The 13,531-nt window shown below is 44.8% G+C and carries 11 protein-coding genes; 10 read left to right on the forward strand and 1 reads right to left on the reverse strand.

The features are described 5' to 3' along the window. The first annotated feature begins 229 nt into the window (after positions 1 to 229). Entirely contained in the window at positions 230 to 2,866 is a 2,637-nt protein-coding gene (locus M0413_RS05235) for a bifunctional diguanylate cyclase/phosphodiesterase (protein ID WP_249553382.1), read from the forward strand. Positions 2,867 to 2,994: 128 nt separating this feature from the next. Next, positions 2,995 to 4,224, forward strand: a complete 1,230-nt coding sequence (locus M0413_RS05240) for a DEAD/DEAH box helicase (RefSeq protein ID WP_249553383.1) — start codon at positions 2,995 to 2,997, stop codon at positions 4,222 to 4,224. Positions 4,225 to 4,592: 368 nt separating this feature from the next. Here the strand turns inward: M0413_RS05240 and M0413_RS05245 are convergent, their stop codons facing one another. Then, positions 4,593 to 5,102, reverse strand: coding sequence for a hypothetical protein (locus M0413_RS05245; protein ID WP_249553384.1), 510 nt, complete (start codon positions 5,100 to 5,102; stop codon positions 4,593 to 4,595). Positions 5,103 to 5,303: 201 nt separating this feature from the next. Between M0413_RS05245 and M0413_RS05250 the strand changes: the two genes are divergently transcribed. The 8 genes from M0413_RS05250 (at position 5,304) to M0413_RS05285 (ending at position 13,527) form a co-directional block, all read left to right on the forward strand. Continuing rightward, entirely contained in the window at positions 5,304 to 6,257 is a 954-nt protein-coding gene (locus M0413_RS05250) for a YbgA family protein (RefSeq protein WP_249553385.1), read from the forward strand. A gap of 120 nt (positions 6,258 to 6,377) precedes the next feature. Next, on the forward strand, positions 6,378 to 7,415 hold the full coding sequence (locus M0413_RS05255; RefSeq protein ID WP_249553386.1) for a MerR family transcriptional regulator: 1,038 nt from the start codon (positions 6,378 to 6,380) through the stop codon (positions 7,413 to 7,415). Then, positions 7,405 to 8,943, forward strand: a complete 1,539-nt coding sequence (gene phrB, locus M0413_RS05260) for a deoxyribodipyrimidine photo-lyase (protein ID WP_249553387.1) — start codon at positions 7,405 to 7,407, stop codon at positions 8,941 to 8,943. Before M0413_RS05255 ends, phrB begins: the two co-directional genes overlap by 11 nt. A 44-nt stretch (positions 8,944 to 8,987) precedes the next feature. Next, a complete protein-coding gene (locus M0413_RS05265) occupies positions 8,988 to 9,434 on the forward strand; it encodes a nuclear transport factor 2 family protein (protein WP_037428819.1) in 447 nt (148 codons plus the stop codon). Further along, positions 9,434 to 10,234: an SDR family NAD(P)-dependent oxidoreductase gene (locus M0413_RS05270; RefSeq protein WP_069453298.1), complete on the forward strand. Its 801-nt coding sequence runs from the start codon at positions 9,434 to 9,436 to the stop codon at positions 10,232 to 10,234. Before M0413_RS05265 ends, M0413_RS05270 begins: the two co-directional genes overlap by 1 nt. Then, on the forward strand, positions 10,231 to 11,481 hold the full coding sequence (locus tag M0413_RS05275) for an NAD(P)/FAD-dependent oxidoreductase (protein WP_140907703.1): 1,251 nt from the start codon (positions 10,231 to 10,233) through the stop codon (positions 11,479 to 11,481). The genes M0413_RS05270 and M0413_RS05275 overlap by 4 nt, the downstream gene beginning before the upstream one ends. After that, entirely contained in the window at positions 11,478 to 12,269 is a 792-nt protein-coding gene (locus M0413_RS05280) for a DUF1365 domain-containing protein (RefSeq protein ID WP_249553389.1), read from the forward strand. The genes M0413_RS05275 and M0413_RS05280 overlap by 4 nt, the downstream gene beginning before the upstream one ends. Before the next feature lies 1 nt (position 12,270). Continuing rightward, a complete protein-coding gene (locus M0413_RS05285; RefSeq protein ID WP_249553391.1) occupies positions 12,271 to 13,527 on the forward strand; it encodes an SAM-dependent methyltransferase in 1,257 nt (418 codons plus the stop codon). Positions 13,528 to 13,531: the final 4 nt, after the last annotated feature.

Below are 13,531 nucleotides of genomic sequence, written 5' to 3' on the forward strand. Positions count from 1 at the left end.
ACTAATCTGCTAATAACTCAAATAATTATGTATTAGTGAATGACGATGATTGAGTGTCTGCGGTAATATCTGTCAATTGAGGGTGGGATTGTACTGGTTTTGTACTTCAGCCTAGGCTCAGATTTTATTAAGACAGTGGTTGGGTATTGTTGTCGGTGTAGTGTTTTTTAGGGGGGCGCTTGTTGTCCTTATTTAACATGGAATTGTAGAGGCTATAGTTAGCAAGCTTATGATTGATTTTGCAATTTCACAAAAGCAGTTAACAGATTGGGCAAATGACTTACAGTTAGTCGCCAATATCACTCAGTCGCATGCGGTGATCTTAACTGCGAATGCAGCGGGTGAATATCGTCAGTTAATTCAGTCTGAACGGTGCCAACTTGTTGATATAGAAGCTCTGGTTCGGCATTTTAATCATAAAGCTCATTTAAACCTCTATCAACATGCGACACCTAAAGTTAATACCCCATCCACTCGCTCCGCTTCCCATTATCCCTTCAACGAATCAAGTACCTTTAGTCATCATCAGGTTAATATTCCGTTAGATGTACGTCATGCTGCTGCATTCAAGCAAGCCTTGATCCCTGATGTAAAATCAACGCCAAAATGGCGTGATACCGGACTTGGAAGCTTAATTTATTTGCCTATCATCTGGAATTCTGGAGCGCATTTCGGGGTATTTTGTTTATATCATCATACTCCTTTACAGTTAGATGATAAGGCACTGCAACTCGCTTCCCTAACGGTTAATAGCCTACAGCTTAATTTGAGTGAGTTGCACAGGGCCCAACGACTGCAAATGGCCGCCTTGCGCGGTGATGCGAAGTCGATGGATGTTATTGACTTGCAGACCTTTATCGATAGTTTTGAAGAGCATATTTGGGTCAAAAATACCGACGGTGTTTACACCATTTGCAACCAAAGTGTTGAAAATGCGTGGGAGCTACCCCGCAGTGACATTATTGGCAAGACGGACGAAGAGTTATTTGGCAAAGCGATTGCGGATATTTTTCTTAATGGTGACAAACTTGCTATTGATACTGGGGCGCCAATTATTGTTGCCGAATGTTTAGATGGTGAGAATCAAAATAAACACTTATGGCTAGAGACTCTTAAAATCCCTGCCTTAACGCCCGAGGGGGAACTGGCGGGCGTGATAGGCATGACCCGTAATATCTCTAAACATAAAGAAGTGGAAGAACAACTTACCCTCGCTACCAATGTCTTTAAACACTCCCTTGAAGGTGTAGTCGTGACTGATAGGCACGGTAATATTACCGATGTTAATGGTGCCTTTTACGAGATTACAGGTTACTCGCGAGAAGAGTTACTTGGGCAAAATCCACGCTTATTTAATTCCGGCCGTCACGATAAAGCTTTTTTTGAAACCATGTGGAATCATTTACTCGATGCTGGTAAGTGGAATGGTGAAATTTGGAATCGACGTAAAGATGGCACTATTTTTCCGCAAAATATCACTATTAGCGCCATCTACGATGAGGTTGGGGAGATCCGCTATTTTGTCGCAGTCTTTGCCGATATCTCCGCTCAAAAGCAGAGTGAAGCGCAACTTGCTCATTTAGCTTATTTTGACCCACTGACTCATTTGCCGAATCGCATGAAGCTGATGATGCAGCTTAAGCAAGAACTCAGACATGCGAAACGACTCAATGCCCAATTAGCGACAGTCTTTATTGATGTGGATTTGTTTAAACACATTAATGACAGTTTTGGTCATAGTATTGGCGATGAAATACTGGTGGAACTGGCTAAACGTCTTCGCAGCCAATTACAGGAGCAATATGTGTTGTCACGTATTGGTGGCGATGAGTTTGTGGCGCTGATTTCCGGCATTCAAGGCCATGAGGATGCTACAGCGGCAATTAACCAATTGCGCCAAGTATTTGATCTACCTTTTGTGGTAAGCACCGGGGATCATTTACGCCTTACCGCCAGTATGGGGATTTCCCTTTACCCAAGTGATGGTAGTAATGCTGATACGCTGCTACGCAATGCCGATGCCGCCATGTATCGCGCTAAGAGTGAGGGGCGAAATAATTATGCCTTTTACACTGAATCATTGACTAAAGAATCGATCGAGCATTTAAAGTTGCAGAGTGCGCTTTATGGTGCACTTGAGCAAAATTCTCTGTATTTGATGTATCAACCCAAATTAAATTTGGTGACCCGTAAAACCGTTGGAGTTGAGGCGCTATTGCGTTGGAACGATCCGATTTTAGGACAAATTTCCCCTGGGATGTTTATTCCCGTCGCCGAAAAAATAGGCTTAATTTACGATATTGGTTTGTGGGTGCTTGAAACGGCTTGCCAGCAAGGTGTGCGTTGGTTGGCTGACGGTAAACAGTTTGGCCGCATTGCGGTTAACGTCGCAGGACAGCAGTTGCAACGTGGCTCCTTTGTGGAGGACGTGAAACGTATCCTAACGCAAACAGGCTTACCTGCAACTTGCCTTGAGCTTGAAGTGACAGAAAGTGTGATGATGAATAATCCGGATGTCGCGATTCGTGATTTAAAATTGTTAGGTGATTTGGGCATTGAGCTCTCGGTCGATGATTTTGGTACGGGTTATTCATCACTGAATTATTTGAAAAAACTTCCAATTCATAAGCTTAAAATCGACCAGTCTTTCGTACGAGACATTCCCTTCGATACCAACAATACCGCGATAGCTAAAGCTGTGATTGCCCTTGGCCATGCCTTAAAATTAGATATTGTTGCGGAAGGGGTAGAAACCACCGAGCAAGCCGAGTTTTTAACTCAAAATTTTTGCGACCAAGCACAGGGATATCTCTTTAGCCGCCCACAATTACCAGCGGATGTTGAGGCCTTTTTTACTGAAGCGTAATTGTTTACCAAACCTAAGTAGTAGTGTGGCTGTGACCGATAAGCATGATATTAAAGGCGCGAGCGTAAACTGGTCGCAGTCCGTCCGGTCTGCTAACATTGCGGCATGATTGTTTTTGGTGATGTTTCATGTCTTTTAGCGCGCTTTCCTTAAATACCCAATTAGTTAACACCTTAGCTGAACTTGGTTATCAACAACCCACGCCTATTCAAGTTGAAGCCATTCCCGCCATTTTAGCAAAACAGGATGTGATGGCGGGGGCTCAAACGGGGACGGGGAAAACCGCAGCCTTTGCATTACCCATTCTGCAACACTTAATCGCTGATAACGAAAACCTTAAGGCGCCAAAAGCAATCCGCGCCTTAGTTTTAGTGCCGACGAGGGAGTTGGCGCTACAAGTTCAGCAAAGCTTTGTAAAATATGCGAAAGGCACAGATATTCGTGTAGGGATCGCCTACGGCGGAGTGAGTATCGAGGCGCAGCAAGCGGTGTTTAACGCCGGGATCGATGTGTTGATCGCCACCCCAGGCCGTTTGCTTGATCATTTGCGTCAGGGTGCACTCAATCTTAAGCAATTGAACACACTGGTATTTGATGAAGCCGACCGGATGCTTGATATGGGATTTATGGATGAAATCAAAGCCGTGCTTAAGCAAGTGCCCGCTCACAGACAAACCCTGCTATTTTCCGCCACTTTGGATGATTCGATTTTTAGTTTCAGCAAAAACCTTCTGCTTAATCCCAAGCTGATTGAAGTGGCTAAACGTAATACGACCGCGGCCCAGATAGAGCAGCGAGTCTATGCCATTGATAGCGATCGTAAAACTGAGTTTGTCAGCCATGTAGTCCGTAGCAAAAATTGGCAGCAAGTGTTGATATTTAGTCGCACTAAACAGGGTGTCGATAAGCTGACCACTCAGCTCAATCAACTCGGGGTGGCAACGCAAGCTTTCCATGGCGACTTGTCCCAAGGTGCGCGGGAAAAGGTATTGCAGGAGTTTAAACAAGGACAAGTGCAAGTCTTAGTCGCCACCGATGTGGCTGCAAGAGGACTTGATATTGCTGAGCTACAGTATGTGATTAATTTCGAATTGCCGTTTATTGCTGAAGATTATATTCACCGTATCGGTCGTACAGGTCGGGCTGGCAGTGCCGGGATGGCCATTACGCTTTTTAGCCAAGAGGATGCGCTACTGCTAGAAGAAGTCGAAGCCTTGCTCGATAAGCGTTTGCCACAACAATGGTATCCTGGCTTTGAACCCGATTTTAACAAAATGGTCTCCGAGCCAAGACGCAATAGCAAAGCTGCTCAAAAACAACGGGCTAAAAAACGCGCGTTAGGTGGTAAAAAGCGCTAATTAAGGCGACAAGGTTGTTTAAGCTTTTATTCTGATAGCGAGCCGCCCTTTGATAGGGCGGATAATCATTTCACCAATGGCTTTGCATGATGATTAAGTTGGGCTTGTTGTGCTCGCCATACCGCTCGCGTTATTAACTAACCTGAGCTCGGGATAAGTAGAGCCGCTGAATAGGCATCTTTTCGGGCCTCTCTGCGTTGCTCTGTCTAACCATAGCTCGCTATGGCATACGACAGAGCGCCTTGATATGCGCAAAAATCTGCGCATTCAGTCAGGAAAAAGGTTCTTCTTTTCAAAAAAATCATTTATGGCATTGATTTTGATTGTTAAATTTAGATTTTTCCGACACTCGTCACCCCGAGTTCAGGTTAACTAAAATACACTTCAGCCTGGTTATTGCGTTGTCGCTCTTCATTTTTCTCAGTAGCTTCTTTAATTAGCTCCACTTTTTGAGCTTGGAGTAATTCAATTTTTTTTGCTTTTTCCTCTTCGGATAAGCTGTCATCACCTGCTATTTTTGCTATCTCTGCATCTAGCTGTTTAAGCTTATCCCTATCAATGCCTGTGCGTTTATCGAGAATCGCCTGCATTGCGTCTTCTAATCTATTATGCGGCTTTTCAGTCTCTGCCGTACCGGCAATATGTTGCACATTAGCGGTGTAATGTTGTTTGGCATTAGGCGCAAGCTGACTATAGGTATCACTGGTTTCAGCATCTCGAGTCACGCCGCCAGATAGGGTGACTGTATCTTGCGGGGCTGTCATTTGAGCTCTCGGATTTTCCGCAGGGCTTGATACACCTTTCGTTTGCTGAGTTTGCAACGATTTTAGTTGGTTCAACGCGATGGCCGCATAGCTATTGGGATTGATGACAGTCATTTCCTTATTTTACCTCGTCGATTTTCACTTTCAGATGCCGCGCCAATAGGGCAAATAAATTAAGCAATATCAAGGCCAAACTCTGGCGACTTTCGTTGGATTTTTAGTAGAAAAATATTTTTATAAAAAATTGTACAAAAACTTGATCCTTGTACAAGAGTGGTCCGTAATAGTATCTAAATTGATACAAGGAATCTCATTATGTACAAGTTTAATCCGCAACGTATTCAAATAGGGATCAGTGCGTGCCTGTTAGGGGAGAAGGTACGTTTTGACGGTGGTCATAAAAATTCCTCCTATTGTAATCAAGAAATTGCCCCATTTTTTGATTATGTTCCTATCTGCCCAGAAATGGCGATTGGCCTAGGCGCACCTCGTAAAAGTATTCGTTTAGTACGCGATGGTGAACAAATACGAGTACAGAGCGCGGATGGAAGTTTAGATGTCACCGAAAAACTCAATGATTTCAGTGAGCGCAAAGTAGAAGAGTTAGATTTTTTAGGCGGTTATCTACTCTGTGCTAAATCCCCAACCTGCGGTATGGAACGTGTAACAGAGTACAAGATTGGCACCAATAACGGCTCTAAATCCGGTATTGGCGTATTTGCCCGCAAATTAATGGAGCGTTATCCCCATTTACCGGTTGAAGAAGAAGGGCGTTTGCACGATATGGTGCTGCGGGAAAACTTTTTTACTCGGGTCTACGCCTATCACGATTGGCATACAATGCATCACGAGGGGCTGACTAAGCATAAGTTAGTGAAGTTTCACTCCCGTTATAAGTACTTATTAATGGCCCACAGTCCTAAATGGTATCGCGAGCTTGGACCGATTGTGGCCAATATTGAGGATATTGAAGCGACCGCTGACCGCTATTTTACAGGCTTTATGACCGCCTTAAAAATCAATGCGACCCGTAGAAATCATACCAGCACCTTGCAGCATATTCAGGGCTATTTTAAAAAGCACTTAACTAAGGAGCAAAAACAAGAACTATCTGAAATGATTATGAAATATCGTCAAGGACTCTTGCCTCTGTTAGTGCCTATCACCTTGATTAACCATTACTTAAGACAATTCCCAACGCCATATATTGAAGATCAAGTGTACTTAAATCCCCATCCGGAGGAGTTAAAACTGCGTTATGCCTACTAGGTTTTTGCTGATATGTGCGTTTGATAAAAATGGCTTAGCAGATACAAACCACGATTGGCGAAATGGTTTAGCACAACATGCTTAGGCCAACCAATCTGATTCATGAGTTAAGAGACAAAAATGGAAGATCATAATTTAGAGCTTGTAGCTGATAATCCCAGCAGTAGCGAATTACTGCCGATCGGTGAGGTGTCGCGGCTTACTGGCGTTAATGCGGTGACATTAAGGGCATGGCAGCGGCGTTTTGGGCTTGTTATCCCTGAGCGTACTCCCAAGGGGCACAGGCTGTATTCTGCCGAAAATATTCAACAAATCCATGAGATTAATGCATGGTTAGCAAAAGGCGTTGCCATCAGTAAGGTAAAGCCATTATTGATGAGTTCGGCTAAAGCGATAGATGTCGCGAGTGTGCAATCTCAATCGTCTGATTTTTGGCATGAGCAGATATTGGCGTTAAACACTGCATTTTTTGAGTTAGATCAGCTCAAGTTTCACCAAATCTTAGATGAAGCCTTGGGCTTATATCCATTTCAATTGGTTAAACAAAAACTGCTACAAGCTTGGTTTGCACAATTAATGCCTTTATTGGAGCCGCGTTTAGATGTGGAGCTGCTGCTTGCTTGGTTAGACAGTGAGTTAGCTAGCCGTATCGGTGGGCGTTTAAGCGTAGCGGGGCTAGCAAGCTCGCCCCAGATTGCGTTAGTGCGTTTGCCTTATGTTACATCGCAAAAAAATACAGAGCCTACGCTTGCGCCCAGTTCAAGCCTTACTAACCGTTTGTATTGCCTTGCACTATTACTGGAACTTGCCGATTTAAGAGTCTCAGTGGTCAACTTAGGCGTGCAACATGTCAGCAGTCTTGGGCTAATCAATAACAGGCTTAAGGTTGATGCTTTAGTGTTATTGCCAGAGGCGAATCACTCACTATCAAAGCAGACAGAGCTGCAAATGTTGCTGGAGACTAAGTCACTCGCTTGCTATCTCGTTGGCCCTTTCGCGCCGACACTAACCACTTTATCGGACTATATCGCCCCTAGTGTTACCGAGATCATTCAGCAAATAACGGCCGCAAAGCAGCAACATAAAAAACAGTATCGTAGACAGAAAAACCAGGCTAATGCTGCACTGATTGAAGGAGAGAGCGCCGATGAGCATTAATCAATGCGGTTTGGAGAAACAGGCGTTAATGTGGTTTCGCCAAGATCTGCGCCTTACCGATAATCAGGCGTTTACGGCCGCCTGTGATTGGGTAAGGCAACATCATGCCGCCAAGCTTAAAGCGATTTACATTGCCACCCCAAGTCAATGGCGTCGCCATGATATCGCGCCAATTCAACTCGACTTTATTCAGCGGCATGTGAATCTACTGGCCCAAGGACTGGCGAGTTTAGGAGTTGAATTTGAACTCATTCAACTTGATAGCTTTAAAGATATTCCCGCATTTTTAACGGGTTATTGTGAAGAGCATAGTATTGGACGGGTATTTGCAGGACGAGAACCTGAGATCAATGAGCAAAAGCGCGATCAAGCTTGTATTGAAGCGGGGATTCCTTTGGTGCTTAGTGATGAACATTGCTTATTACCACCTGGAACTGTGCTTAATTTAAGCGGTGACATGTATCGGGTGTTTACTCCTTTTAGCCGCAAGTGGCGAGAGGTTGCCGCAAAGCAGCCTATTGTGCCGCTGGGTGTGCCAGCACCGCTTGGTCCTATCTTATCGGAGCCTAAGCCATTATTTTTTAAAAATATCGGCTTTGCTGATTCTCCGACTAACAAGGGCACTACGCCATCAGAAACAGGTTTAAATCAAACCATATCAACCCCGCTTATCTCGAGTGAACAGTGGGCGGCAGGTGAGGGGCAAGCCAAGCGGCTGCTTAATCAATTTATTCAGCAAAAAGTGCAAGACTATAAGCAAGATAGAGATTTCCCCGCCATTGATGGCACCAGTGTTATCTCCCCTTATCTGGCGATTGGTGTACTCAGTCCAAGGCAATGTGTCGCGGCGCTTTTACAACGTTTCCCTGAGGTAATGGTTGATGACACTAGTCCCGGGCGTACATGGCTAAATGAGCTCATTTGGCGGGAGTTCTACCGTCATTTGCTGGTGGCTTTTCCTGATTTATCCAAGGGACACAATTTTAATCGCCAAGCCGATCATGTGCCATGGCGCAACAATCACGATGAGTTTTTAGCTTGGTGCGAGGGCAAAACCGGCTATCCGATAGTGGATGCGGCTATGCGGCAACTTAATCAAACCGGCTGGATGCACAATCGCCTGCGTATGGTGGTGGCGAGCTTTTTAACCAAACACTTGCTTATTGATTGGCGTTGGGGTGAGCGGTATTTCCGCCAGCATCTTATCGACGGCGATCTGGCGGCTAACAATGGCGGTTGGCAGTGGTCGGCAGGATGCGGTTGTGATGCGCAGCCGTATTTTCGGATTTTTAATCCTATGAGCCAGAGCGAAAAGTTTGATCCAGATGGCCGCTTTATTCGTAAGTACTTACCAGAACTCGCATCTTGGGGCGTTAAGCGATTGCATCAACCGAATCAGCAAAAAACGCCTTCGTTGTTTGAAGCACCGTTATTTGCATCGCAAGCGGATTATCCCTATGCGATTGTTGAGCACAATGCGGCAAGAGCAAGAGCGCTGACGGTACTGGGTGTGCTGAAAAAGGCTTAGACCACAAGTTCAACCTTAATACTTATCCTTTAGGGAGTGTCTGGATGATAAACCAAGCGAAGATTGAGCATAGCGGATTAGTAGATGATTTTATCAGCCTCTATCAAGCGTTAAATAAGGATAATCTGCATCTACTTGCAGAGGTCTATGATGACAATATTTGTTTTATCGATCCGATGCATCAAGTGAATGGCTTAAACGCGTTGACACAGTATTTTGCTAAGCTTTATCAAAATATTGGCTATATTCATTTTGAAATCAAAGAAGTATTACAGGATGACACTCAAGCATCGCTGTTTTGGCAAATGCAATATCGTCATCCTAAGCTCAATAAAGGAGAGATAGTTCGGGTTGATGGGATGAGCCAGCTTAAGTTCCATCAGCGCATTTATTTTCATCGGGACTATTTCGACCTAGGGCAAATGCTGTATGAACATTTGCCTTGTATGGGCGGACTTATTCGCTTGCTTAAAGATAGGGCGGCTAAGTAATGACCTCATTGCTCACCAAAAAAATCAATACAGTGCTGATAACTGGGGCAAGTTCAGGTATCGGTTTGCAGTTAGCAAAGGATTATCTGGCCTTGGGTTGGCATGTGATTGCCTGTGGCCGTGACGCCTCAAAACTTGATTTGTTGGCGCAGAAGGAATTGATAGGCGCCACTTGCTTGAGTTTTGATATTAGCGATCGTGTTCAAGTCCAGCAGGCTGCTACTGAGCTAGGCGATATGCTCTCGAGCAGTGAATGTCTATTGGATATCGTGATCCTCAACGCCGGTAGTTGTGAGTATATCGACGATGCAAAACATTTTGATGATCAGCTCTTTGAGCGAGTCATACACACTAACTTGATTGCGATGGGCTACTGTTTAGGGGCATTTTTGCCTCTAATGCCAAAAGGATCGAAATTAGCCTTGATGAGTTCCAGCGCGATTTATTTACCCTTTCCCCGTGCCGAGGCTTACGGCGCATCTAAAGCGGGCGTTAAGTACTTGGCTGCGAGTCTGTCACTCGATGTTGCGCAAGATGATATTAGTGTCAGCGTGATTTGCCCTGGATTTGTGGCAACCCCCTTAACCGCCAAAAATGACTTTGCCATGCCAATGCAAATTGATGTGCATGAAGCTTCGTTGGCGATTCGTGTTGGTATCGAACGCGGCGACGCAGAGATCCATTTTCCAAAACGATTTACTTATTTGTTGAAATTGATGTCATTTTTACCAGCATTTGTATGGCAAAAAATGATCCAAAGAGATAGCCAAGCAAAAGCGCTAAAGGACACCGGAAGATGAAAAATATTGCCATTGTAGGTACTGGGATTTCAGGGCTGACCTGCGCTCATCTATTGAGCCAGTCACACAAAGTGACTGTATTTGAGGCTAATGATTATATCGGTGGTCACACTGCCACTGTGGATGTGGATTATCAAGGTAAAACCTATGCGATAGATACTGGGTTTATCGTATTTAACGATAGAACTTATCCCCGTTTTGAGCGGTTATTAGCCCGCCTTAATGTCAGTATTTTGCCGACAGAGATGAGTTTTAGCGTGCACAATGCGCTCACTGGGCTTGAATACAATGGCCATCATTTTGCGAGTTTGTTTGCCCAAAAGCGTAACCTCCTGAATCCGCGCTTTTGGGCCTTTTTAAATGAAATTGTTCGATTTAATAAAAGCTGTAAAGCCATTTATCAGCTGGACCAATACCCTGATGCTAATTTAGGGGATTTCCTCGACAGAGAGCGCTTTTCAGCTTTTTTTGCTGAGCATTATATTTTGCCAATGGGCGCGGCGATTTGGTCATCGAGCATTGAAGATATGCGGGCTTTTTCGCTGCGCTTTTTTATCCGTTTCTTCGAGCATCATGGACTGTTAAATGTGACGGACAGACCACAATGGTATGTGCTTAAGGGCGGTTCACGCAGTTATATTCCTGAATTAATTGCACCATTTAAAGATAATCTCCATTTAAACAGCCCAGTTAGTGCCATCGAACGCCATGATGATTGCGTCAAGCTTCAGGTTAATGGCGAGTGGCATGTGTTCGATGAAGTGATTCTAGCTTGCCATAGCGATCAAGCGCTTGGGATGCTAAGCGATGCTACCTCCGCTGAAAAAGCCATTTTGGGCGACTTACAGTATCAAAATAATGAAGTGGTGCTGCACACGGATACCCGTATTTTACCTAAGCGTAAAGCGGCTTGGGCAAGTTGGAATTATCGCTTAGATGGCGATAAAAAACGCCCCGCCTCTGTGACTTACAATATGAATATTCTGCAGCGCCTACCTAGCGACGCGCCAACCTTTTGCGTAACGCTTAATCAGAGTGAGCTCATTGATGAGTCGAAAATTCTGCGTCGTTTCAACTATGCTCATCCAGTCTTTAACGAACGTAGTTTACAGGCACAGGCAAGGCGGGAGGAGATTTCTGGTAAAAACCGCACTCATTTTGCAGGGGCCTATTGGCACAATGGTTTCCATGAAGATGGTGTACGGAGTGCGTTAGATGTTTGCGACCATTTTGGGATCAGCCTATGAGTGAGCTCAATAGTGGTATTTACTACGGCACTGTGACGCATAGTCGCTTTACCCCAATAAAACATCACTTTAGCTACAAAATGGCGTTGCTGGCGATTGATTTGGATGAAGTTGATTCTATCAGTCGTATGGGGCGGATATTTGCTAGTCAGCGCCGCGCCTTGCTGAGATTTAATCCTGCGGACTATCTCACTACGTTTACCTCAAAGGACAATCTTAACCGCAAACTCGATATAGAGGAGCCGAGTGCTTCAGCCCTCAAGAGCCGAGTGCTTCAGCAAGTTACAGAATTGGGCGGTGAAGAGCGATGTAATCGAGTGCTATTTGTTGGGCAAATTCGGCATTTTGGCGTGTATTTTAGCCCGGTAAATTTCTATTTTTGTTATCAAAATCAACAGCCTTTATACATGCTTGCCGAAGTGAGTAACACCCCGTGGGATCAGCGCCACTGCTATTTAGTGGATTTATCGGCTCCTGAAACAACGGAGAAAGTGTTCCATGTTTCACCTTTTATGAATCTTGATATGCGCTACCAGTGGCATGTTGCCCCCCCCACTGAACGCTTAAATATTGGTATAGAAAATCTGCCGAATCATTCAGGCAAGCGTTTATTTAATGCAACGCTTTCGATGACTCGCCAAGACATTAATGCCACATCACTTAGGACGCTGTTGTTTCGCTTCCCTTTTATGACGTTGAAAATTTTCGGTGGGATTTACTGGCAGGCGTTAAAGCTGTTCTACAAACGAGTGCCTTTTGTGCCACATCCTGCTCAAATGGAGAAATAATATGGAAAACACTGCATCGCAATCTTCAGTTGTTACGGCAAAATTGCCTGACAGTCTTGCCCGTAAGCTACTGCTCAAGGCCTTAGAAAATCTCCCTAACGGATGTTTAACCTTAGTCGAGGGGGATAAAAGCTATCGTTTTGGTGAGCACCACAGTGAGCTACATGCAACGCTAGTCGTGAAGCATCCGAGCTTTTATCGTCAAGTGATGTTTTCAGGCTCCATCGGTGCAGGTGAGGGCTATATTCAAGGCCATTGGACCAGCCCTGACTTAACCAAAGTCGTGCAACTTTTTGCTCGAAATCTGCCGTTACTTGACCAGATTGAAGCTAAATTTAGTTGGCTTACTGGCTCGATTAATCGCTTTAAGCACTTGCTTAACCGTAATTCTCAACAGGGCTCTAAGCGTAATATTCTTGCCCATTACGACTTGGGCAATGCGTTATATGAGCAGTTTTTAGACCGTGAAATGCTGTACTCCAGTGCCTTGTATCCCCATAGCGAGGCAAGCCTTGCTGATGCGCAGCTACACAAGCTCAAAACCATTTGCGAACGGCTCGATTTAAAGCCGGGGCAAACCCTATTAGAAATCGGTACTGGTTGGGGCGCTTTGGCGATTTACGCAGCTAAACATTATGGCGTGCACGTTACGACCACTACCATCTCCGATGCCCAATATGCCTATGCTAAAGCGCGGGTCGAACGTGAAGGGCTAAGCGATAGTGTGACTTTGCTGACCGAGGATTATCGAAATCTTAGCGGTCAATACGATAGATTGGTGTCTATCGAGATGATTGAAGCCGTAGGTCATGAATATTTGCCTGGATTCTTTAAAAAGCTGGAAACATTGCTCAAACCCGAAGGGCGGATGTTATTACAGGCAATCACTATTTCAGATCAGCGTTACGATAGTTATCGTAAAAGCGTTGATTTTATTCAGCGATATATTTTCCCTGGTGGCTGTTTGCCTTCGGTTCACCAAATGGTTGGCCATTTGGCAAAGCGCACCGATATGCAGGTCTGGTCGATCGATGACATGGGCTTAGATTACGCCAAAACCTTAAAGGATTGGCACGATAACTTTGATCGTTCCGTTGCCCAAATCCAAGCCCTTGGTTATGGAGAAGATTTTATTCGCATGTGGAAGTTTTACCTCAGTTACTGCGAAGGCGGATTTTTAGAGCGCACCACAAGCACTGTGCATTTAGTGGCCGTACGCCCCGGGTATCGTTTACCTAATACGATTAACCGTTGTTAACGTC

The organism is Shewanella sp. 8A, assembly GCF_023475945.1.
GTDB classification, from domain to species: Bacteria; Pseudomonadota; Gammaproteobacteria; order Enterobacterales; family Shewanellaceae; genus Shewanella; species Shewanella xiamenensis.

Coding starts and splice junctions, on each gene's coding strand:
- M0413_RS05235 (WP_249553382.1), top strand. CDS start 230: ATGATTGATTTTGCAATTTCACAAAAGCAGTTAACAGATTGGGCAAAT.
- M0413_RS05240 (WP_249553383.1), top strand. CDS start 2,995: ATGTCTTTTAGCGCGCTTTCCTTAAATACCCAATTAGTTAACACCTTA.
- M0413_RS05245 (WP_249553384.1), bottom strand. CDS start 5,102: ATGACTGTCATCAATCCCAATAGCTATGCGGCCATCGCGTTGAACCAA.
- M0413_RS05250 (WP_249553385.1), top strand. CDS start 5,304: ATGTACAAGTTTAATCCGCAACGTATTCAAATAGGGATCAGTGCGTGC.
- M0413_RS05255 (WP_249553386.1), top strand. CDS start 6,378: ATGGAAGATCATAATTTAGAGCTTGTAGCTGATAATCCCAGCAGTAGC.
- phrB (WP_249553387.1), top strand. CDS start 7,405: ATGAGCATTAATCAATGCGGTTTGGAGAAACAGGCGTTAATGTGGTTT.
- M0413_RS05265 (WP_037428819.1), top strand. CDS start 8,988: ATGATAAACCAAGCGAAGATTGAGCATAGCGGATTAGTAGATGATTTT.
- M0413_RS05270 (WP_069453298.1), top strand. CDS start 9,434: ATGACCTCATTGCTCACCAAAAAAATCAATACAGTGCTGATAACTGGG.
- M0413_RS05275 (WP_140907703.1), top strand. CDS start 10,231: ATGAAAAATATTGCCATTGTAGGTACTGGGATTTCAGGGCTGACCTGC.
- M0413_RS05280 (WP_249553389.1), top strand. CDS start 11,478: ATGAGTGAGCTCAATAGTGGTATTTACTACGGCACTGTGACGCATAGT.
- M0413_RS05285 (WP_249553391.1), top strand. CDS start 12,271: ATGGAAAACACTGCATCGCAATCTTCAGTTGTTACGGCAAAATTGCCT.